General features: G+C 58.0%; 17 protein-coding genes and 1 pseudogene. 6 read left to right on the top strand and 12 right to left on the bottom strand.

Annotated elements, in window-relative coordinates:
* Together LEPTO7104_RS32345 and LEPTO7104_RS39790 are read right to left on the bottom strand one after the other, a co-directional pair.
* Positions 1-323 (bottom strand): IS5 family transposase (locus tag LEPTO7104_RS32345; RefSeq protein WP_155523839.1); only part of this gene is annotated, 323 nt, incomplete at its 3' end.
* A 102-nt stretch (positions 324-425) separates the two neighbouring features.
* Positions 426-794 (bottom strand): annotated as a pseudogene (locus LEPTO7104_RS39790) (ISKra4 family transposase); the annotation flags it as partial.
* Between LEPTO7104_RS39790 and LEPTO7104_RS32340 the strand changes: the two are divergent.
* Positions 790-1518, top strand: coding sequence for an IS4 family transposase (locus LEPTO7104_RS32340; protein WP_155523475.1), 729 nt, complete (start codon positions 790-792; stop codon positions 1516-1518). The pseudogene LEPTO7104_RS39790 and the gene LEPTO7104_RS32340 sit on opposite strands and share 5 nt — an antisense overlap.
* Positions 1519-1949: 431 nt before the next feature.
* Here the strand turns inward: LEPTO7104_RS32340 and LEPTO7104_RS41465 are convergent, their stop codons facing one another.
* Positions 1950-2462: a hypothetical protein gene (locus LEPTO7104_RS41465; RefSeq protein ID WP_017296799.1), complete on the bottom strand. Its 513-nt coding sequence runs from the start codon at positions 2460-2462 to the stop codon at positions 1950-1952.
* A gap of 6 nt (positions 2463-2468) precedes the next feature.
* On the bottom strand, positions 2469-4088 hold the full coding sequence (locus LEPTO7104_RS0101630) for a 2-isopropylmalate synthase (RefSeq protein ID WP_017296798.1): 1620 nt from the start codon (positions 4086-4088) through the stop codon (positions 2469-2471).
* A gap of 377 nt (positions 4089-4465) precedes the next feature.
* On the opposite strand from LEPTO7104_RS0101630, the gene LEPTO7104_RS0101625 reads away from it, so the two are divergent.
* Positions 4466-4846, top strand: a complete 381-nt coding sequence (locus LEPTO7104_RS0101625) for a response regulator (RefSeq protein ID WP_017296797.1) — start codon at positions 4466-4468, stop codon at positions 4844-4846.
* A 105-nt stretch (positions 4847-4951) separates the two neighbouring features.
* On the opposite strand, the gene gmd is transcribed toward LEPTO7104_RS0101625, so the two are convergent.
* The 3 genes from gmd to psbA form a co-directional block, all read right to left on the bottom strand.
* Entirely contained in the window at positions 4952-6025 is a 1074-nt protein-coding gene (gene gmd / locus LEPTO7104_RS0101620) for a GDP-mannose 4,6-dehydratase (protein ID WP_017296796.1), read from the bottom strand.
* Between the two features lie 100 nt (positions 6026-6125).
* On the bottom strand, positions 6126-7178 hold the full coding sequence (gene ygfZ, locus LEPTO7104_RS0101615; protein ID WP_026072278.1) for a CAF17-like 4Fe-4S cluster assembly/insertion protein YgfZ: 1053 nt from the start codon (positions 7176-7178) through the stop codon (positions 6126-6128).
* Positions 7179-7302: 124 nt separating this feature from the next.
* Positions 7303-8364, bottom strand: a complete 1062-nt coding sequence (gene psbA, locus LEPTO7104_RS0101610) for a photosystem II q(b) protein (RefSeq protein WP_017296794.1) — start codon at positions 8362-8364, stop codon at positions 7303-7305.
* A gap of 1255 nt (positions 8365-9619) precedes the next feature.
* Here psbA and LEPTO7104_RS0101605 point away from each other — a divergent pair.
* Positions 9620-11029, top strand: a complete 1410-nt coding sequence (locus tag LEPTO7104_RS0101605) for a hypothetical protein (protein ID WP_017296793.1) — start codon at positions 9620-9622, stop codon at positions 11027-11029.
* Here LEPTO7104_RS0101605 and larC read toward each other — a convergent pair.
* Positions 11026-12390, bottom strand: coding sequence for a nickel pincer cofactor biosynthesis protein LarC (gene larC / locus LEPTO7104_RS0101600; RefSeq protein WP_017296792.1), 1365 nt, complete (start codon positions 12388-12390; stop codon positions 11026-11028). The genes LEPTO7104_RS0101605 and larC overlap by 4 nt on opposite strands.
* A 75-nt stretch (positions 12391-12465) precedes the next feature.
* Here larC and LEPTO7104_RS0101595 point away from each other — a divergent pair, with 75 nt between their 5' ends.
* Together LEPTO7104_RS0101595 and LEPTO7104_RS32330 are read left to right on the top strand one after the other, a co-directional pair.
* On the top strand, positions 12466-13128 hold the full coding sequence (locus tag LEPTO7104_RS0101595; RefSeq protein ID WP_017296791.1) for an L-threonylcarbamoyladenylate synthase: 663 nt from the start codon (positions 12466-12468) through the stop codon (positions 13126-13128).
* A gap of 487 nt (positions 13129-13615) precedes the next feature.
* On the top strand, positions 13616-14752 hold the full coding sequence (locus LEPTO7104_RS32330; RefSeq protein WP_017296790.1) for a hypothetical protein: 1137 nt from the start codon (positions 13616-13618) through the stop codon (positions 14750-14752).
* Between the two features lie 9 nt (positions 14753-14761).
* On the opposite strand, the gene LEPTO7104_RS0101585 is transcribed toward LEPTO7104_RS32330, so the two are convergent.
* From LEPTO7104_RS0101585 to LEPTO7104_RS0101575, 3 genes are all read right to left on the bottom strand, one after another.
* Positions 14762-15478: a response regulator transcription factor gene (locus LEPTO7104_RS0101585; RefSeq protein WP_017296789.1), complete on the bottom strand. Its 717-nt coding sequence runs from the start codon at positions 15476-15478 to the stop codon at positions 14762-14764.
* A gap of 267 nt (positions 15479-15745) precedes the next feature.
* Positions 15746-16450: a rhomboid family intramembrane serine protease gene (locus LEPTO7104_RS0101580; protein WP_017296788.1), complete on the bottom strand. Its 705-nt coding sequence runs from the start codon at positions 16448-16450 to the stop codon at positions 15746-15748.
* 51 nt (positions 16451-16501) lie between these two features.
* A complete protein-coding gene (locus LEPTO7104_RS0101575) occupies positions 16502-17464 on the bottom strand; it encodes a S66 peptidase family protein (RefSeq protein ID WP_017296787.1) in 963 nt (320 codons plus the stop codon).
* A 57-nt stretch (positions 17465-17521) separates the two neighbouring features.
* Here LEPTO7104_RS0101575 and LEPTO7104_RS41105 point away from each other — a divergent pair, with 57 nt between their 5' ends.
* Complete coding sequence (locus LEPTO7104_RS41105; RefSeq protein ID WP_017296786.1) at positions 17522-17680, top strand: chlorophyll a/b-binding protein; 159 nt, start codon at positions 17522-17524, stop codon at positions 17678-17680.
* 5 nt (positions 17681-17685) lie between these two features.
* On the opposite strand, the gene argF is transcribed toward LEPTO7104_RS41105, so the two are convergent.
* Positions 17686-18603, bottom strand: a complete 918-nt coding sequence (argF, locus tag LEPTO7104_RS0101565; protein ID WP_026072276.1) for an ornithine carbamoyltransferase — start codon at positions 18601-18603, stop codon at positions 17686-17688.
* Between the last annotated feature and the right edge of the window lie 54 nt (positions 18604-18657).

Here is an 18657-nt window from a genome sequence, read left to right as displayed (position 1 = left end):
TCGCAAAAATGAATATCCCAATTGAGCTTGCCCTCGGCATCGGCCTTCGCTTGGAGGCCTGTGAGCACCTGTTGCCATAGGCCAATCTTGCGCCAGTGATAAAACCGCCCGGCAACGGTTGACCAAGCCCCATAGCGCTCCGGCAAGTCTCGCCATGGCGCACCCGTGCGCAAAATCCACAGGATGCCATTGATGATCAGGCGATGGTCTTTGGCTGGGCAGCCCGTGGGAGGTTTTTGCGGTGGCAGCAGGGGTTCAATCTGGTTCCATTGGTTTTCGCTCATTTCACCCCGACGAGGGGCGGGTTGAGGTGGAAGAATCATCGCAGTTCAAGAGTTTATTCGTACTACTTCCATTCTGCCAAAGAGTTTTAAAACACGCCCTAGCATGCTGAGAACGGGAGCATCCCACTTTCGACAAAATAGTCAACTTGCGAGTTGACCATTGAGGTAGGCACAGCGCAGACTCAACATTGCATTGACGGAGGCCGTATTCCAGCGGGCACCCGAGATTTGGAGACGTCGCCCAATCTGTTTGACAGCCGACTCAACGGCTCCTGAACCAATGGAGCAGAGTTGCTCACTCTGATAGGCTCCATAATTCACGATGCGAGCCCGATGGGTGCTCAGATAAGCTTCAAAGTTGCGGGCTTGCTTGCGCCGACAGTCCGCAAAGAGGGCCTGGGCAGACGCCACCTCACCTTGCCATAACAGCGTTTCCGCCGCCGCTAAGCGCTTGAGCGACCCACCGACTTTGTAGAGGTTTTCTTTGAGGTGATACCAATCGAGGATTTCCCAAAAACAAGCGTGGGAAAACTATTCATCGCCTTATCTCAAGCCCCGGTGCTCGGGGGAACTCCAGGTTGAGGTTCGGCGGACACCCCAGCGAGAGGCCCGTATCGCGCGGGTGCACCTGCGGGGCTTGCACGTTACTCTGGCGGTACCGGAGTATTTGGCCCGGCAAAAGCCATCGCTACAGCCCATCGAGCTCAATGCCCTGTGGGTTGAGGAAATCGGTGTCCCGGCTGATGGGGGCAAGCCGATTTGCTGGAAACTCCTAACCACGTTGCCGTTGGAGAGCTATGCTCAAGCCTGCCAGTATGTGCGGTGGTACAGCTATCGCTGGCTGATCGAGCGGTTCCATTTCACCCTTAAAAGCGGCTGCACACTCGAAAACTTGCAACTGCAACACCGAGACCGATTGCTCAAAGCACTCGCCACCTACAGCATCGTCGCTTGGCGACTGATGTCGATGACCTATCAGGCCCGTCTGACTCCAGAGGCCTCCTGCGACGCGATCCTACAGCCCGAGGAGTGGCGGTTGTTGCGTCGTAAATTCGCCCCAAAAAGCCGTGCTAAAACACCGCCAACAATGCACCAAGCGATGCTCTGGATTGCCCAACTGGGAGGCTTTTTAGCCCGTAAGAGCGATGGTCAACCGGGTCTTAAAACGTTGTGGCGCGGCTACACCAAGCTCCATTACATGCTAGAAGGGGCTCGCCTTGTGACCAAAACCTAGTCCGCTATGGCATTGGCCGACTTTTGCGTAACGGATAGCTCCTGGGAGGGGTAGGGGTGGGTCAGGCGGGGCTGGTTGCGGAACTTCACCGTCTCCAGCCAATTCCTTGCGGTAGCCGTTTTGACCCACCCCGCCCTCCGGGCACCCCTCCAAAGGAGGGGACGGCGTTATCGCGAACTGAGGTTTTTGAGAGGAAATGTCTTGCTCAGACTGGCTACAGCCATAGTTGCTCAACTCAGCAGCAAGTCAGCCTGAAATAAGGTAAGGGCGCGGAAAATTGCCTCACAGGCAGAGATGCTCTGACGGCAAGCCGTATTTATTTACCAGTGAGCGCACCTGAGCGCCCCAGCCAGAGCGAAAGCCGTGGGTGACCTTGCGAAAGCCCCCAGTCCACTGACCAGTTACGACCTCGGAAAACCGATCGCAATCGGTCAGCTAAACCGCAGCGGCTGCGATCGCGCCCGAAGTTTCTGCACCGCTTTGATCAGCCCAGGGCGATGCTTCGCCAGTTTCATCCAGGGGGGCAACCGCACCGCTATGCCGTGGTGATTTCCCTTACCCCCCTGCCGCTCTCGGAGGGTCGCCGTGATATAGGTTTCCAAAAAGTCTAGGTGGTCTGGATTGTAGGCCCACAACACATGGCCACAGCAGGGCGTCTGCAACCAGAGGGGCAGGCCAAACAGCGGGTCGACGGCCCCCGCCCGCTGCCGGTATTCGCCCCACCAGTCCGTGCGCCACCAGGGCATGGGCTTACGCTGGCTAGCCCGTCGGGATGCCGTTTTGCTGTAGGCGCAGTGGGTACAGGTGAGGCGCCAGCTAGTCGCCTGCTCGAGGCCGCGGGAGAGGGCCGTCTGCTGGCACTGGGGGCACTGCACCCAAACCTCGCGCTCAAAGTCAGACAGTGCCGCAGCGTAATCCCTAAATCGTTTTGGCTGGCTATCCATAGGCCGTTACAGCGACGCCGTCACCGCATCCCGCTGGGGATGGATGGCTTTTTCCCCTTGTAGCGCCGTATACAGGCGGTTGAGCGCGTGCAGGTAGGCATGGGCCGAGGCCACCACAATATCGGTGTTGGCCGCATGGCCCGAAAATACCCGGTCCTCGTGGCGTACCCGAATGGTGACTTCCCCTAGCGCATCAATGCCCTCGGTCACCGACTGCACCGAAAACTCGATCAGCTGGTTGGGAATATCCACCACCCGGTTGATCGCCTTGTAGACCGCATCCACCGGCCCAGTGCCGATCGCCGCATCCATCAGCTCCTGGCCATCGGGAGTGCGCAGGGTGACGGTGGCGGTGGGCTTGGCGCTGTCGCCGCAGGAGACCTGCACCAGGCCCAGGTGGAAGTGCTCCGGGGCCTGCTGGGTTTCGTCGTTGACGATCGACTCAATATCCCAGTCGGTAATTTCTTTTTTCTTGTCGGCCAGCTCCTTGAACCGCAAAAAGGCGCGGTTGAGGGCCTGGTCATCCAGCTCGTAGCCCAGCTCTTGCAGGCGGGTGCGAAAAGCGTTGCGGCCCGAGTGCTTGCCCAGCACGATCTGGTTGTCGGTGAGACCAATGGAGGTGGCATCCATGATCTCGTAGGTGAGCTTGTTTTTGAGTACGCCATCCTGGTGAATGCCCGACTCGTGGGCAAAGGCGTTGGCCCCCACGATCGCCTTGTTGGGCTGCACAAACATGCCGGTCAGGTTCGACACCAGGCGCGAGGTTTTGTAGATCTGGCGGGTGTCGATGTTGGTCAGAGGCGCTTCCGACTCGGCCGGGCGACCGAGAAAAGGATTGTAGAAGGCGCGGCGCACGTGCATGGCCATCACCAGCTCTTCGAGGGCCGCATTGCCTGCCCGCTCGCCAATGCCGTTGATGGTGCATTCCAGCTGGCGCGCGCCGTTTTTCACCGCCTCCAGGAAGTTGGCCACCGCCAGGCCCAGGTCGTTGTGGCCGTGGACGGAGATCACCGCCTGGTCTATATTCGGCACGTTTTCTCTGATGCCGCGAATCAGCCCGCCAAACTCGGTCGGGGTCAGGTAGCCCACGGTGTCGGGGATGTTGACGGTGGTGGCTCCGGCGGCGATCGCCGCCTCCAGCACCTGATAGAGAAATTCTGGGTCCGAGCGGCCCGCATCCTCCGGCGAAAACTCCACATCTTTGGTGAAGGTCTTGGCGTAGGCCACCATCTCCGGGGCGATCGCCAACACCTCCTCCCGGCTCTTGCGCAGCTTGTACTGCATGTGAATGTCGGAGGTGGCTAGAAAGGTGTGAATGCGCCCCTTGGCGGCGGGTTTGATCGCCTCCCCGGCTCGCTCGATGTCGCCCCTGGTGGCGCGGGCCAGCCCGCAGATGGTGGGGCCATCGGCGGTGCCCACCTCGCGGGCAATTTTCTGCACCGCCTCAAAGTCGCCGGGGCTGGCAAAGGGGAACCCGGCCTCAATGATATCCACCCCCAGCCGCGCCAGCTGCCGCGCGATCACCAGCTTTTCTTCGACGTTGAGGGTGGCCCCCGGCGACTGCTCGCCGTCCCGCAGGGTGGTGTCGAAGATTAAAATGCGATCGGGGCTGGGCGGGTTGCTCATGGTGACTCCCACAGACTAGACAACGAAGGGGCTAAATCGAGATTAGGGCCTTTCTCAGACAATGAATACCCAGGGAAGCTTTCAGCCCTGGACAGGCCATGTAAATGTATCGGCTCTAACTATTCTACCTGGCTTAAGTCGGATTCGATACGACTTAGCCCAGGCATTTTGAGCATTCGGTGACACGCCCGCTCGCTTTTCCCGCTGGGCTGGCTGTGGTCAGGGCAAGTGAAGGTGCGGCACCGTCCTCTTTTGCCAGATGCGCTCTGAAATTTTGACCCGTGCGCCCCTCCCAGTCCAGGGCTTTTCCTCAGATCCAGGGCTCGATATTTTTCTGCTCCCGCTTGCTGCTAAAGTGCTGCCAGAGGCAACCACTAATGACCAAGCTGATCTTGATTGTGGACGATGAAGAGGATATCTGCGAGATCGTGCAGGCATCCCTAGAGGAGTTTGGCGGTTGGCAGACGCTGGTGGCGGCATCGGGCCAAGCAGGCCTAACCCTGACCCAAAACAGCAGGCCAGATGCGATTCTGCTAGATGTCTCAATGCCAGAGATGGATGGCTTTCAGATGTTCGAAGCACTGCAAAACGATCCAGCTACTCAGAGCATTCCGGTAATTTTTTTGACCTCAAAGGTGCTGGCCCGCGATCGCAAGCGATTTGCCGATCTGAGCATTGCGGGCGTCATCACCAAACCGTTTAATTCCCTGACGATTTGGCAGCAGGTTGCAGATATTTTAGGTTGGCCATCCCTCTAACCCGCTCCGCTATTCCTCCAATCTAAAACGCATGGCCTGCCAAGCAAAAAACGGTACCTACAGGCCCAGTAGGTACCGTTTTTATCCACCTAATCGATTGAGGATCTAGCCCTGGGGAGCAAGGTGCAGCATCTCCCGGCGAATTGTAGCCGTGTCAGACAACGCGCCATTGCCGTGGGGAATGCCAATGGCGGCAAGATCGCTTTCTACCATCAGGTGCACCAGTTCCTCAAAGGTAACGCTGGGCTCCCATCCCAAAACCTGCCGGGCTTTAGTGGCATCGCCAATGAGCAAATCTACCTCGGCGGGCCGCAGGTAGCGGGGGTCAAACTCCACATAATCGTGCCAGTCGAGGTTGACGTGGTTGAAGGCAATATCCAGAAATTCGCTAATGGCGTGGGTTTCGTTGGTCGCTACGACATAGTCGTCGGGTCGGTCCTGCTGAAGCATTAGCCACATGGCGCGCACATAGTCCTTGGCGTAGCCCCAGTCGCGTTTCGAGTCGAGGTTGCCCAGGTATATCTTTTTCTGCTGGCCCGCCACAATGCGCGCCACTGCCCGGGTGATTTTGCGGGTTACAAAGGTTTCGCCGCGCCGGGGCGACTCGTGGTTAAACAAAATGCCGTTGCAGGCAAACAGATCGTAGGACTCACGGTAGTTAATGGTTTGCCAGTGGGCAAAAACCTTAGCGCAGGCGTAGGGGCTGCGGGGATAAAACGGCGTAGTCTCTTTTTGGGGAATTTCTTGCACCTTACCGAACATTTCGGAAGACCCGGCCTGGTAAAAACGCACCTCTAGACCTGTCCGCTGCTGATAGTCGCGAATGGCCTCCAATAGTCGCAGGGTGCCCATGCCTACTGCGTCTGCGGTGTACTCGGGGGAATCGAAGCTCACCCGTACGTGGGATTGTGCCCCCAGATTGTAGACCTCCTGGGGCTGTACCTGCTCTAGAATGCGTCTGAGCATAGTGCCGTCGGTCAAATCACCGTAGTGTAAAAACAGCCGGGCGTCAGCACTATGGGGGTCAACGTAGACGTGGTCGATGCGGTCGGTATTAAATGTAGAGGTGCGGCGGATAATGCCATGGACCTCGTACCCTTTATCTAAAAGCAGTTCTGCTAGGTAAGATCCGTCTTGGCCAGTAATACCGGTAATTAGGGCTCGTTTGGGTTGACTCATAGGGGTTATCTCGTACGGCAATGCTCGATTGACCAAGTTCAAGGTATCAGTGCGTCCACTCAGACTACCCAATTTGCGCCTCAATTACGCCTTGCAAGCGTCAGATGCTCGCCGTCAGATAGCCCCGAGTCAAAAAGGGAACGTCAACGACCAAGCCTTTGGCCCCCCCAGTGGTGACCTCTAAGCCAGCGCCGCCAGCCTTAGTGCGAATATAGCCTAGCCCTAGGGGGCCATTGGGGGTATCAACCGCACTAGTGAGTAGACCAACTTTTTCGTCTGCCGCATACAGCAAAGCCCCTGGGCTGGCCAGTTGACTGAGTTGAATGCCCCAAAGCTGCTGCTTAACGCCCTGGTAAGTGTTGAGCCGAGCGATCGTCTCCTGGCCAATGTAGCAACCCTTATCAAAGGAAATAGCCTGCCATAACCCCGCTTCGAGGGGGTTATAGTCCTCGGTAAGTTCATGGTCTGGAGCGGGGCGACCCTGCTGTACCCGCAGCTGCTGCCACAGGGACTCTCCTGCTGGTACCGCCCCCCCATGGGTGAGCCGCAGCCATACGGAGTCCGCTGCTTCCATGGGCAGCAAAAGGGTATATCCGGGCAGGGCAAGACCACAGCCTACGGCCAGGCGCAAAGACACATCTCCTAAACTGAAACTCTGATGGTGGGCATAGGGCAAGTTTGAATCCACAGAAATACCCAGTTTTTTGAGAATGTCCGCGCTTCCAGCCCCAATGAGCGAGAAGACAGCCATTTCCCCCGTCAGGTTCGCCAAGGACACCTGATCAGCCGGAAAAATGTATCGATCCATCCAGTTTATCAGCCGCTGATCTTGGCCAGGAGAGGTAAGGATGAGTAGAGATTCTTCCGTCACATAGATCGTAGACAGATCGATGGTGCGCGCTGTGGATGTGACAAATATGGTGTCACATCCCTCCCCCGGCTGGCGCTGAGTAAAGGTGTTGGTGGTTTGGTTGTGGATAAAGCGAAGGCGATCGCCCCCATCCATCTGAATTACGCCCCAATGGCTGCGATCGACCAGAGCAGCACCTTTTGACAATGCTTCCAGAGCCGCAGCGGTATTGAAGGATATTGGAATACCTTCGCTGTTTAAGGTAGCCCCTTGGCTTTGCTGTAACGCCCGAAGTGCTTGCATTGGTTGCCTACGTCCTTCTCTCTTACCAAAACCCATTCTAAAGCGGTAGCAGGCTTAAACAAAAAAGCGCCCCCCCGAGGGGAGCGCTCTTTCGCTAATCAATCAATGAGGCAGTCGCAATCGACTAGCCGATGATTTCAGGGGCCTCAGCCGTGGCCAGGTCGAGGGGGAAGTTGTGAGCGTTGCGCTCGTGCATCACTTCCATACCCAGGTTCGCCCGGTTGATCACATCAGCCCAGGTGCCAATCACGCGTCCCTGCGAGTCAAGGATCGACTGGTTGAAGTTGAACCCGTTCAGGTTGAACGCCATTGTGCTGATGCCCAGGGCCGTGAACCAGATGCCAATCACAGGCCATGCGCCCAGGAAGAAGTGCAGAGAGCGGCTGTTGTTGAAGCTGGCATATTGGAAGATCAACCGACCGAAGTAGCCGTGGGCCGCAACGATGTTGTAGGTCTCTTCTTCTTGGCCAAACTTGTAGCCGTAGTTCTGCGACTCACTCTCGGTGGTCTCACGCACGAGAGAACTGGTCACCAGTGAACCGTGCATGGCGGAGAACAAGCTGCCACCGAACACACCGGCAACGCCCAGCATGTGGAAGGGGTGCATCAGAATGTTGTGCTCAGCTTGGAATACCAGCATGAAGTTGAAGGTACCAGAGATACCCAGGGGCATGCCGTCCGAGAACGAGCCCTGGCCTAGGGGGTAGATCAGGAACACGGCGGAAGCAGCAGCCACAGGGGCGCTGTAGGCGACGCAGATCCAGGGACGCATGCCCAACCGGTAGCTCAGTTCCCACTCACGACCCATGTAGCAGAAGACGCCAATGAGGAAGTGGAAAATCACGAGTTGGTAAGGGCCACCGTTGTACAGCCACTCGTCGAGGGAAGCGGCTTCCCAGATCGGGTAGAAGTGCAGGCCGATGGCGTTGGAGGACGGCACCACCGCACCGGAGATGATGTTGTTGCCGTACATCAGCGAGCCAGCGACGGGCTCACGGATGCCGTCGATGTCGACGGGGGGGGCGGCGATGAAGGCAATCACGAAGCAGGCGGTCGCAGCTAGCAGGGTGGGGATCATCAGCACGCCGAACCAGCCAATGTACAGGCGGCTCTCGGTGCTGGTGACCCACTGACAGAACTGCTCCCACAGGTTGGCGCTTTCGCGCCGCTGTAGAGTCGTAGTCATGATGTATTAGTCCGAGTAATTGTACTTAAGTATGTTGCTGAGATTTACTTCAGCTGTCTTTACATTAGCACACATTCCTAAATAAAGGCCAGGAAAAAATAATGCCTGAATAGATTGGCGCCCTGAAAAGTTGCAATCCTGGGCGCTTGGTGGTGGAATAGGAATCTATATTGCTCCAGACAGACTGGGGCAACTTTTGGGGGCGTGGCGGAATGGTAGACGCTACGGACTTAGAAAACTGAGCCTTAGCAGAGAAATTTGCTAAGTGGAAGCTCTCAAACTCAGGGAAACCTACCTCCGGCGCTAGGCCGCAGTTCTTGCGCCGGACAAGGCAATCCTGAGCCAAGCCGATAGATGCCTATGTATTAGAAGGCTATATCGGAAGGTGCAGAGGCCCGACGGGAGCTACCCTAACGCGCGAGGCGAGGGTAAAGGGAGGGTCCAATTCTCAAAGCCTGGCTAAGGCTGTGCCCTGGCTTGGCAGCAGCGAAAGCTGCGGGAGAATGAAAATCCGTTGACCTTAGACGGTCGTGAGGGTTCGAGCCCCTCCGCCCCCATACCATTACTCATCAGCCAAATTCTTTAAGAAGGCCTTTTTTTAAGAAAGCTTCTTGATGTGTAGATTTTTCTAGATTAGCCCTGGCCAAACTCTGATCTAGCGGGCTGGAATGCCTGTAGTATTCTTTGTACAGTTCCCTGTAGGGCCTGACCCCTCAGTCCCCCCTTGCGGGGTCTACGGAGTAGGGCATTCGGTTCTATTTATTTGAGTTAGCTCAAGAGCCTTACGTTTTATGCAAACTACCGCCCGATTGTCAAGGATGTGAACCCAGATTGTGACCTAGTGCTAAAGCTGCTTAGGCTAAAGCGGCATTGTGCTGTGTTATTTTATACGAATGATTTATAGCCGCCACTTAGATTCCTGCGGGATATACCACAGGCTCTCATTGGTTCGCTGGCCGGGGCTAGATAGTTTTGGTCTGTTGGATGGGTGTGAATCTACCATCAGGTTCATTGGTTTGGATTGATTGGGTTCAGGTTTTGAGAACCCAACCTTCCGCAAACTCTGCTGGGGTAACTGTAGTCACTGCCTGATGCCAGCAGAGCTACGAAGGGATGAGGGCGGCGCCTGCCAGCAGGGTTGTTGGCCGTTAGTTGCACCCTAGGAAAAGGCTGTTAGCTCCCAGTTGACCCCGGCCATAACCGGGGTTGAATTTAGGAACCAATGTCTCGGGAAGCTGTGTCTAGATACCCTTCGATGGAGTCAAATGACCATAAATCGCGACCTGGGCTAACGCTAGCCCAGGCGCAGCAGGTGATATATGACTTTCTGCTTGAGATTGTCAAGCTTTGGCATCCTGAGGATGTTTTAGAAGAATTTAGGCATCTCTTTATCCATCATACCGACTCGGTAAGCTCCCAAACGTTACCGGCTCTTCACGTCATTTTATTTGCCAATGATGAGCAGGAGTTTCGCAACACGATTAAGCGCTGCTGCTACATCCTCGTCAACAACTGGGAAGTGGCCCGCCAGTTTGACGCTATTCAGTCGCTGGTGGATATCTTCTCGGATCCATTAATTCAGCGTCGGACCCTGTCGCCAACCCTAAAACGGCTACGACACTGGCTGACCCGGTTTCTCGAAAGCGATGACTTTGAGGAACTGCGGCTGTTTGCCGCTCGATACACTGAGGAGCGCACCCTAAATCGTCCCGATGAGTGGGCAGCCCGCTACACGTCTTATCTGCTGGTGCCGCAGTATGTCAATGAGGCCAATCCGGTGGAGCAACGTCAGGCGGCTCGGGCGCTCTCCCGTCGGTTAAAGGAAAAATTTAAGTTCGACCTAGCCATGTATACGGCCTACGGCCAGTCGGATCAAGTCCAGGGACGCACCGTGGAAAACCCTACGGCCCTGGGGGATAGCGCTCTGCGGCTAGTTAAGGCGATCGTGGCAAGGCGGGGTGAATTCAGCTATAAAAACCTGGCGCGCCTGTTTTTGGATCAGATCAAAGACAGCTATTACAGCGAATTTAAGGTTAGTTTGACGCGCTACTTACTGTATACCGTCAGCAATAATCCCATTTCGGAGCGAATTCGGGGATATTTGGATGCTCGCTTGGTGGATCTCTACGCTGAGTTTGACGCTCAGCCACTGGACTCCTCATTGCTGCTTCGCACCAGTAACCGAGTGGTCGATTACCTGATGACGGAAGACCAGGAGCAGCCATCGCCCTTGTTCTCGCTGGTGCTGTCCCAGGGCAATGCCCTTACTTTGGCTATTATCCTGCTCAAGCTAGTGTTGGTTTCGCGCCATACCCTGCCCTACCTTGAGGCGAGAATTGCGACCCTGATTCGATATTATGAGCAGTTTCCCCGCAGCGAATGTCAGTGGGTGATTAACTTCTTAGAGGTGTTCCAGATTACCTTTGCTATCTATGGCGAAAACATTGAGTACAATCTCGTCAAAGTAGACCCCCATGATGGTGAACTCAAGGCCGCATTTCTCGCAGAGCGCCAGAGTCTGGATGCCTTTAGAATTTTCTCTCAAACCTTAAACTATCCCCCGATTAACCCACTAGCTGTTGCCGACGGATCTTTGCCCGAGGAAATTCTTCAGGAATTGCCTGGGATAGAGGACTCACTCTACCCTGAAGAGGATGAGGGTTAGCTCGGTGGAGAGACTGTTGGCTGGTGCGCTTGGCTGTGCCAAATGCTGAGCGCGCTGTGGTACACCGTTTGCCAGGGAACACCGTGGCTGCGGGCCAGGGCTGCACAGTCTTCGTACTCTGGGTGGGCGTTGAGGATGGCTTTGGTCTTGGGATGGTAGGCCAGCTTCAGGTGAATGGGTCCGTAGGGGGTCTGGAGGGTTTGAAGCTGGCGGGGGAGCACCCATCGCTGCTGAGGTTGGCGGCGAATGCCCAGGGTGGAGGTCTCAGCAAACAGGATATCTGTGCAGATGGCTTCGTCACCGGGGCGGCAGAGCACGGTGATCAGCAGGCCGGGCCGTGACTTTTTCATGGCGACGGGCTGAACAAAGACGTCGAGGGCCCTGGCGCTCAAGAGGCGATCGTACAAATAGCCAACGGCCTGGGGTACCAGGTCATCCACCTGGGTTTCGAGCTGAATAACGGTGTCGCGATTATAAGGACTTTCTGGGGGACTTTCTGGGGGACTTTCTGGGGAATTTTCTGGGGGACCGTCTGGGCCGGGGGCGTTTCCCGGAGCGGTTTCCGGTGTCACGCTCTGGGACGGTAGGCTGCTAGGGGCGGCGAAGCCAGGGGTGAAATCTGCGGACCCGATCCACAGACGCAGGATGTTGGCCACTGGCAGTGACTTTCCGCCGGCTCCTAGCCCGATTTGAGTTAGGGTCATGGCTGGGGCATGGCCAAAGTGCTGGGCTAGGGTAGTGGCGATCGCCGCCCCGGTCGGCGTGATCAGCTCGCCGTCGAGACCGTTGCTGTAGATGGGCACCTGGTGCTGCTGGAGCAGCTTCAGAACGGCGGGGGCGGGCACCGGCAGCCAGCCGTGGGCGGCTTTTACCCGCCCTCGCCCGGTGGGCAGGGGCGAGCAGACCAGGGTATCGATATCTAAATAGTCGAGCCCAAGGCAGGTGCCGACGATATCGACGATGGCATCGGTAGCCCCAACTTCGTGGAAGTGCACCTGGTCGATCGCGATGCCGTGGACGGCGGCTTCGGCTTTGGCCAGATTGCGAAAGACGGCCAGACTCCAGCGCTGGGCGCGATCGGGCAGGTTGGCCTGGGTGATGAGCGCCTCGATCGCAGGCAGGTTGCGTGTGGGAGTAGCCCCATGGGCGTGGTCAGATTGCCCCTCGCCGTGGGAGTGAGCCTGGGCTTGGGGGAGAGGGCGGCGATCCGCCATACAGACCTGAGCCTGGAGGGCGCGCAGTCCCTGGCGCTCTGCGGGGACAACCGAGAGGGTAAATTCGTCGTCTAAACCCAGCTGGCTCAGCTGCGCTTGTAGATAAGCGAGAGGCACACCGGCATCGACCAGGGCGGCCAGACACATATCGCCGGCAATGCCGGTGGGACAGTCAAGGTAAGCTATCGTTTTCAACAGACCAACAGAAACGGGACAGGGGCAATGGCAACGATCTATAAGCTACATCCCAATAACCCGCAAAGCCGCAAAGTGGAAGCGATCGCTGCGGCGCTGCGGCAGGGGGCGGTGGCGCTCTATCCCACAGACACAGTCTACGCCATCGGTTGTGACCTCAACCACAGAGGGGCGGTGCAGCGGGTGCGCCAGCTCAAGCAACTCGCCAACGATAAACCGCTGACTTTTCTCTGTGCGTCCCTATCTAACATTGCCGATTACGCCATGGTGAGCGACGGAGCTTACCGCCTGATTAAGCGACTCATTCCAGGGCCGTTTACCTTTTTGCTGCCAGCTACCCGGCAGGTGCCGAAGCTGGTGATGAACCCCAAGCGCCGCACGACGGGCATTCGGGTACCCGATCATGCGATTTGTCTATCCCTGGTGGAAACGCTGCAAAATCCGGTGATTTCGACGTCGGCCCTGACGCTGCTGCCCCCGTCGACCTCGGGACGCTCTGCCAACAAACCCATCGACAAAATGGTGATGTTTGACGCCCTCGAAAAGCTAGTAGATGTGATTGTGGACGACGACCAACCGCTGGCCTACGAGGTGTCCACCATTCTCGACATGGAGGGAGAAGAGCCGCTGGTTGTGCGCCAGGGTCTGGGCTGGGAAATGGCCCTAGCCTGGGGCGCCCAACTGGTGTAGACCCAGGGGCAACTGGGTAACTGGCACCCTAGGACCGGAGTAGGGGACAGGGCTTGGCAAACCTTGCTCTGGCCTCCGACCGGGCCAGGCTGGGGCCTGCTGGTCTGGGCTAGTCGTACGGCCCGCCGGACTTTTATTGGCCTGGCGCTGGCGGTGGCGAGGCCCAGCCCGTACGGCTCGACCTGGTCAAAATAGGCCTGGGGCGACAATGGCGGCGGCAGGCAGTTTTTACCGCTGGCACATGCCTTAGGAAATTGCAGCGACTCACCGGGTGGTACACAACAACCGCATCGGCCTTTACCTGGCTGGCTTGACCAGCTTTCTGAGTGGCCCGACGGGTTAGTCCCGATATGAGTGTCGTTGTTAGGATTGGGTAACTATGAAGACCGCATCTACGTGCATTGCCATGCCTCCATCGCCCCCCAGGATTACATCACCGTCGCCAGAACCGCCGCCAGAACCGTCTGGTAATGCAGCTGCGCCTACTGTGGCTACCCTAGTCCAGGATCTGTTTATGGCCCACCTGCAGCGACGCCCTGGGGGGTTGACCGGAGTTATGCAGCGGTTGACGGCGGAGATCGATCGCATCTGCACCCTCAGCGATCGCATCCAGGCGTCCGGCGATATTAGCCACTGGCAAACCGCCCTGGTGCGCCACCGGGTCAGCAAATGCCTGACCTACTACGACATGGGCTCTAACCGGGGCCGGGTCGAGCTGCACAGCAGCCTGAGCGCCATTGTTTACCGCCACGTGGCTCCCCAGGGCAGTCATCTGGGCTTCAAGGGCCGCTACGCCCTGCTGGAAGACTTTATGCAAAATTTTTATATCGAAGTGCTCAATGCCTTTCGGCGGGAGCACAGCCTGTCGGCCACCTATACCCCCCGCACCCGGCTGGAGCTGGCGGAATATATGGCCTTTAGCGAGCAGTACGCCAAACGGCGCATCAACCTGCGGGGCGGCAGTCAGCAGCTGATTGTGCTGCGCGCCCAGGCCTTTAGCCGCCGCCAGCCCGCCGAAACCTCGGTGGACATGGCCCTGGTCAGCGAGGGGGCTAAAACCGAGGCGGCTGAGTCCCACGCCCGCAGCTCGGTGGTGCAGCAGGTGCGTGAAAAAATGACGGCGGAGGCCGACGACCCCGGCGATGGGGTGATGCGCGATCGCGTGATCAATACCCTGGTGCAGTATCTCAAGGCCCAAAACCAGCCCGACTGCGTCGACTACCTGGTGCTGAAGCTAAAGGACTGCTCTGCCGCTGAGATCGACGAGATTTTGGGCCTCTCGGCCCGGGAGCGCGACTACCTACAGCAGCGCTTTAAGTACCACGTGGAGAAGTTCTCCCAGCAGCACGAGTGGCAGCTGGTGCACCAGTGGCTGGGGGCAAATCTGGAAGCTCGCCTGGGCATGACCCCCACCGAGTGGGGCAACTTTTTGCTCACCCTGCCCGCCGACTACCGCCGCTTTCTGACCCTGAAGCAGCGGCAGAGCGATGACTCTGCTCTGACCGACGAGGCGATCGCCCAAACCCTGGGCTGGACGCCGAAAAAAGTGCAGCGCAACTGGACCAAGGTGCTCAAGCTGGCCTGGAACTTTCGCAACCAGGCCAGGGATTCCGAAGTGGGCTGAGGGGATGGGCTAACCCGCGATCGCCTCTGCTTCACTGCCCGGCGGCTCAAATTTGTAGCCCACCCCCCGCACCGTCTGAATTAGGGCAGGCTGGGTGGTGTCTTTCTCAATTTTTTTGCGAATTTGGCCCACGTGGACATCCACAACCCTTTGATCCCCGACATAATCGTAGTCCCAAACCTTTTGAATTAGCTCGGCCCGGCGCCAGACTCGGCCGGGGTGGCTGGCCAAAAAGTGCAGCAGGTCAAACTCCAGGGCCGTCAGGGGCACCATTTCTTCGTTGAGCATGACCTCGCGCCGCACTGGATCGATCGCCAGACTGGCAAAGGTCAGACACTGCTGTTCGGCAGCGGTGACCGGGCGCTGACGCTTGAGAATAGCGCCTACCCGAACTTCCAATTCGCCCAGGCTAAAGGGTTTGGTCAGGTAGTCGTCAGCGCCCTCGTGAAAGCCGCGAATTTTGTCCGACTCATCGGTGCGACTGGTCAGCATAAGCACAAACACGCCGGTGCGCGACTGCATCTCTTTACACAGGTCGTAGCCGTTGGTGTCGGGCAGATTTAAGTCCAGAATCACCAGGTCGGGGGTGAATTGCTCAAATACCGCCAGGGCTTTTTTGCCGTCCTCTGCCGACTCCATTTCATAGTCCTGCTTGGCCAGGAACCGATGAATTAGGTTGCGAATAGCGGGGTCGTCATCGACAACGAGGATCTTGGCTTCCGCCATAGTCGTACCTTTCTATAAGTTAACCGGTCAGATGAGATGATCAGGAACTTTCGGGGAAAAGGCCCACAGCCGCCGCTGCTGCACCCAATGCCCTTTTAGTGCTTTTCACGCCCTTTGTACGGCATCAGTAATAAAACCATAAATAATTCCATAGCTTACTCGAGAACTTTACGAAGTTACCACCCCAGCCCCCGCCGCCGCTATCCTCCATGGCTCCAACTCCGTAGGCCTACCGATCTCGTGCAGGTCCTGCAATTGACGACGCCACTAGCGGCGGGACGAGCCGGGCTTTGAACCCATTAGCCCCAGCAGCGGTCCCAAAATTAGCCCAAATATAAAGCCTCCCGAGTGTGCCCAGTAGGCGACCCCACTGCCGCCCAGGTTGGCCTCACTGCTGAGGCTGGCGAGGCTAAACAGAGCCTGCTGGGCAAACCAAAACCCCAGAAAAAAAACCGCCGGGATGCGGACGGTGGTGAAAAAGATAATCAGCGGAATCAGGGTAACGATGTGGGCGCGGGGAAACCGCAGAATATAGGCTCCCATCACCCCCGCGATCGCGCCGCTGGCCCCAATGGTGGGCACCGTAGATAGGGGGTCAAAGGCCCACTGGGTGAGATCGGCCAGCGCCCCACAGCCCAAATAAAAAATTAAAAACTTGACGTGCCCCAGCTGGTCTTCGATGTTGTTGCCAAACACCCACAGATAGAGCAAGTTGCCCCCCACGTGAAAAAAGCCGCCGTGGAGAAACTGCGACGATATCAGCGTGATCCATTCGCGGGCAGGGGCCTGTAGGGCACCGTGAAAACTTTCGCTTAGCTGGGCCGGTACCAGGGCCCAGCGATCGAAGAAACTGTCCAGACTGCTCTGGGATAGCCCCAGCTGAAACACAAACACGGCAATGTTCAGGCCAATCAGCCCGTAGGTAACGACCGGGGTAATGCTGACAGGGTTGTCGTCACGGAGGGGAACCACGGCTATACCTAACGCGTGAGTTTATTCTAGAGATGTCCAGGGGGCAAAAATCTAGCCTCTGGGCAAATTCTCGGGGGACAAAATCTCGGGAGGCAAAATTTCGAGACTGCCTGCGTCGCCATCGAGGCGGGCCACGGCTCCCACGGGTAGGGCAGCATTGCTGCCGTCGTGGCCAAAGGGCAATTCTGCCACCACGGGAATGCCCAGGTCGCCCAGGCGGTCGCGCAGCACCTCGGCCACCGTAAAGCTGGATGCCCCATCCGCCGGTTCGCAGCGACTAAACCGCCCCAGGGCAATCCCCGCGATCTTGGCCAGCTTGCCCGCCATGCGCCATTGGGTGAGCATGCGATCGATCCGGTAGGGGGCTTCAGTCACGTCTTCAAAGGCCAGAATAGCGCCGCTGAGGTCGGGTTCGTGGGGCGTACCCAGCAGGTGGGTCGCCACGGTCAGGTTGGCGGGCCATAGCCGCCCCACCGCCCTACCCTGGCCCCACCCCACCCCGTGCAGCGAAAGCAGACTCTGGCCCATCACCAAATGTTTGAGCCGCTGCTGGGACCAATCAGGCTCTGCCGCCAGCGTCGTCAGCAGCGGCCCGTGGATGCCCACCACGCCCCGCTGCCCGAGACTCCAGAGCAGGCTGGTGATGTCAGAGAACCCGATCAGCCACTTCAGGGGCAGCGTCTCTGGCCAATGCCAGCCCTCCAGCAGTCGGGTTCCCCCGTAGCCGCCCCGAGCGCAGAGAATGCCTTTATAGGTAGGGTCCGCCAGGGCGTGGCCGAGCTGCTGGCGACGGTTGAGATCAGATCCGGCCAGGTAGCCCCACTGGTCTCGGCTGCCGGTGCCAACATCGACGGTAAAGCCCCAGCGGCGCCAGATCTCTAGCCCCTGGTTAAACTGCTCTAGCTCTCGCAGGGCGCCGCTGGGGGCAATCACCCGCAGGCGATCGCCCGGCCGCAGCGGCGGCGGCCATCGCAGGGCGATCGGGGGGTGGGAGGCGGAGTTATCGACGTTCAACCCTCTAGCTCCGGAGTAAATTCGCTATACTACTTAACAAAGCGTTACAAAAAAGCCATGACCAAGATTCCCCATTCGCCTGCATCCCAAGAGTGGGGCTTCACCCCCACCGCCGAAAGCCTGAACGGACGCTTGGCGATGCTGGGCTTTGCCTTCGCCGTTGTAATCGAGGCCTTGAGCGGTCAGGGCGTACTGCACTTCCTGAACCTGGTCTAGGTAATCTACCCTAAAACGCTGGCCAGCAAAGCCTTCTGGGCGTGCATCCGATTCTCGGCCTGCTCCCAGACGCGGGAAGCAGCGCCTTCCATCACCTGGTGGGTAATTTCTTCGCCCCGGTGGGCCGGCAGGCAGTGCAGCACAATGGCATCTGAGCTGGCCTGCTCCAGAAGCTGGCTGTTCACCTGGTAGGGCTGAAACGCTGGCAGTCGCTGTCCCGCCTCCGACTCCTGTCCCATGCTGGCCCACACGTCGGTATAGAGGATCTGGGCATCTTTGACGGCCAGATCAGGATCGGTGGTGACTAGCACTTTGCCCAGCCCCTGCATCAGCCGATTGGCCTGCTCCACAACCGCCGGGGCTGGGGCATAGCCGTTGGGGCCAGCAATGTGCACGTTCATGCCCGCCATGGCGCAGCCCAGCAGCAGCGAGTGTGCCACATTGTTGCCATCGCCCAGGTAGGCCAGGGTCAGCCCCTTGAGGGTGCCGAACTCCTCTTGGATAGTGAGCAAGTCGGCCAGGATTTGACAGGGGTGCTCTAGGTCCGTCAGGGCATTGATGACCGGAATAGAGGCGTAGTCGGCAAATTCTTGCACCTCCGCCTGGTCAAAGGTGCGAATGGCTACCACATCCAGGTAGCGATCGAGTACTCGGGCGGTATCGCAGGTGGGCTCGCCCCGACCCACCTGGGTGACGCCGGAATGTAGATCCAGCACCTGTCCCCCCAGCTGGTACATGGCCACCGAAAAACTGACTCGGGTACGGGTTGAGGCTTTGAAAAACAGCAGCCCCAGCACCTTTTGCGGAAACTGAGGATGGTGCTTACCGGCCTTAAGCTCGGTGGCGAAAGCCAGCAGTTCCGCCAGCTCATCGGGGCTTAAATCGCTCAGGCTCAGCAGGTCGCGCCCGCTCAGAGGTGGCATAGCCATAGGCAAGTATTTGTAAAAATAAGACATTAGCAGATTATTGGGGAAGCC

This window comes from Nodosilinea nodulosa PCC 7104, assembly GCF_000309385.1.
Classification (GTDB): Bacteria; Cyanobacteriota; Cyanobacteriia; order Phormidesmidales; family Phormidesmidaceae; genus Nodosilinea; species Nodosilinea nodulosa.
This window is presented reverse-complemented; position numbering and strand designations above follow the sequence as displayed.

Bases quoted from the DNA above. Each gene is read 5' to 3' on its own strand.
- psbA (WP_017296794.1), bottom strand. From the start codon at position 8,364: ATGACTACGACTCTACAGCGGCGCGAAAGCGCCAACCTGTGGGAGCAG.
- LEPTO7104_RS0101625 (WP_017296797.1), top strand. From the start codon at position 4,466: ATGACCAAGCTGATCTTGATTGTGGACGATGAAGAGGATATCTGCGAG.
- LEPTO7104_RS0101595 (WP_017296791.1), top strand. From the start codon at position 12,466: ATGGCAACGATCTATAAGCTACATCCCAATAACCCGCAAAGCCGCAAA.
- larC (WP_017296792.1), bottom strand. From the start codon at position 12,390: ATGTGTCTGGCCGCCCTGGTCGATGCCGGTGTGCCTCTCGCTTATCTA.
- LEPTO7104_RS41465 (WP_017296799.1), bottom strand. From the start codon at position 2,462: ATGGATAGCCAGCCAAAACGATTTAGGGATTACGCTGCGGCACTGTCT.
- LEPTO7104_RS0101605 (WP_017296793.1), top strand. From the start codon at position 9,620: ATGGAGTCAAATGACCATAAATCGCGACCTGGGCTAACGCTAGCCCAG.
- LEPTO7104_RS41105 (WP_017296786.1), top strand. From the start codon at position 17,522: ATGACCAAGATTCCCCATTCGCCTGCATCCCAAGAGTGGGGCTTCACC.
- argF (WP_026072276.1), bottom strand. From the start codon at position 18,603: ATGCCACCTCTGAGCGGGCGCGACCTGCTGAGCCTGAGCGATTTAAGC.
- LEPTO7104_RS0101630 (WP_017296798.1), bottom strand. From the start codon at position 4,088: ATGAGCAACCCGCCCAGCCCCGATCGCATTTTAATCTTCGACACCACC.
- gmd (WP_017296796.1), bottom strand. From the start codon at position 6,025: ATGAGTCAACCCAAACGAGCCCTAATTACCGGTATTACTGGCCAAGAC.
- ygfZ (WP_026072278.1), bottom strand. From the start codon at position 7,178: ATGCAAGCACTTCGGGCGTTACAGCAAAGCCAAGGGGCTACCTTAAAC.
- LEPTO7104_RS0101585 (WP_017296789.1), bottom strand. From the start codon at position 15,478: ATGGCGGAAGCCAAGATCCTCGTTGTCGATGACGACCCCGCTATTCGC.